This is a genomic window from Sphingomonas sanguinis NBRC 13937 (genome assembly GCF_001591005.1).
GTDB lineage: Bacteria > Pseudomonadota > Alphaproteobacteria > Sphingomonadales > Sphingomonadaceae > Sphingomonas > Sphingomonas sanguinis.
The window spans coordinates 1-1,967 of record NZ_BCTY01000106.1; the positions used below are offsets into that span (position 1 = coordinate 1).

At 67.5% G+C, this 1,967-nt stretch carries 1 protein-coding gene; it reads left to right on the top strand.

Annotated features, from left to right (window positions below):
• The first annotated feature begins 247 nt into the window (after positions 1-247).
• On the top strand, positions 248-1,867 hold the full coding sequence (purH, locus tag SSA01S_RS18760) for a bifunctional phosphoribosylaminoimidazolecarboxamide formyltransferase/IMP cyclohydrolase (protein ID WP_061781609.1): 1,620 nt from the start codon (positions 248-250) through the stop codon (positions 1,865-1,867).
• The last annotated feature ends 100 nt before the right edge of the window (positions 1,868-1,967 follow it).

The window sequence follows — 1,967 nt, forward strand, 5'->3', positions numbered from 1 at the left end:
GGTGGCAGGCCGAAGGCCTGACGGAGGGGTGTCGCCCTCTCGATAGCGCTACACCCCTCCACCAGCTTCGCTGGTCCCCAGTGACAGGTCGATCATGCCCCCGGCATGATCTGGATTGCCTGGGAGGCAATCCACCTGCCACTCCTTGCAGGGGAGGAATGAAGCTTCCCCGAATCACATTTTGCGCTTCGGCGAATCGGAGTCTATCGGGTCCGCAAACTCCCCAGCATGTAGGACCCGCTGCCCGATGGCCGTTTCGCTCCCCACCGCTCCTTCCGTCGATCTGGTGCCGGTCCGCCGCGCGCTGCTGTCGGTGTCCGACAAGACCGGCGTCATCGACCTGGCCCGTGCACTGGCCGAGCGGGGCGTCGACCTCGTCTCGACCGGCGGCACCGCCAAGGCGATCCGCGACGCCGGGCTGCCGGTGCGCGACATTTCGGAGGTCACCAACTTCCCCGAGATGATGGACGGCCGGGTCAAGACGCTGCACCCGATGGTGCATGGCGGCCTGCTCGCGGTGCGCGACGATCCCGCCCATGCCGCCGCGATGACCGAGCATGGCATTGGCGCGATCGACCTGGTGGTGGTCAATCTCTACCCGTTCCAGCAGACCGTCGCGAAGGGTGCCGAGCGGCCCGAGATCATCGAGAATATCGATATCGGCGGGCCTTCGATGGTGCGCTCGGCAGCCAAGAATCATGGCTATGTCTCGATCCTGACCGACCCGGCGGACTATGCCGACTTCCTCGCCGATCTGGCAGCGAATGACGGCGCCTCGACGTTGAAGACCCGCCAGCGTCTCGCCGCCAAGGCCTTCGCCGCCACCGCCGCCTACGACTCGGCGATCGCCCAGTGGTTCGCCTTTGCCGATCAGGGCGAGGCGTTCCCGGCGACCCTGCCGCTCGCCTTCACCAAGCATCCCGAAACGCTGCGCTATGGCGAGAACCCGCATCAGGTCGCCGCGCTCTATCTGCCGCAAAAGGGCGGTCAGGGCATCGCCCAGGCCGAGCAGCTGCAGGGCAAGGCGCTGAGCTACAACAACCTCAACGACGCCGATGCCGCGCTCGAGCTGGTGTCGGAGTTCCTCGATGGCCCGCCGACTGTGGTGATCGTCAAGCACGCCAATCCCTGCGGCGTGGCGAGCGGCGAGACGCTGCTGGAGGCGTACCAGGCGGCGTTCGCCTGCGACACGGTGTCGGCGTTCGGCGGCATCATCGCCTGCAACCGCCCGCTCGACGCCGAGACGGCCGAAGCGATCTCGGGCATCTTCACCGAAGTGGTGGTGGCCCCGGATGCTTCGCCGGAAGCGCGCGAGATATTCGCCCGTAAGAAGAACCTGCGCCTGTTGCTGTCGGGCGAACTGCCCAACCCGGCGCGGCCCGGCCTGATGATGAAGTCGATCGCGGGTGGCCTACTGGTCCAGAGCCGCGACAATGGCCGCCTGACCGACGACATGTTGAAGGTCGTCACCAAGCGCGCGCCGACGGAACAGGAACTGGCCGATTGCCGCTTCGCCTGGACGGTCGCCAAGCATGTGAAGTCGAACGCGATCGTCTATGCCAAGGGCGGCTCGACCGCCGGTGTGGGGGCGGGCCAGATGAACCGTCTGGAATCGGCGCGCATCGCCGCGTGGAAGGCCAAGGATGCCGCCGAGAAGGCGGGCTGGGCGGAACCCCGCACCATCGGTTCGGCGGTCGCGTCGGACGCCTTCTTCCCCTTTGCCGACGGCCTGCTGGCGGCAGTCGAGGCGGGCGCGACGGCGGTTATCCAGCCGGGCGGCTCGATCCGCGACGACGAGGTCATCGCGGCGGCGGACGAAGCGGGCCTGGCGATGGTCTTCACCGGCATGCGGCACTTCCGGCATTGATTTTATCCTCCCCGGCACGGGGAGGGGGACCATCCGAAGGATGGTGGAGGGGGAGCGCCACGAAGGTTGTCCTTTGCGGAAGCCCCCCCCCCCCCCCCCC

What these genes read in the sequence shown, in the direction of transcription:
- purH (WP_061781609.1), top strand. Translation starts at nt 248, where the DNA reads ATGGCCGTTTCGCTCCCCACCGCTCCTTCCGTCGATCTGGTGCCGGTC.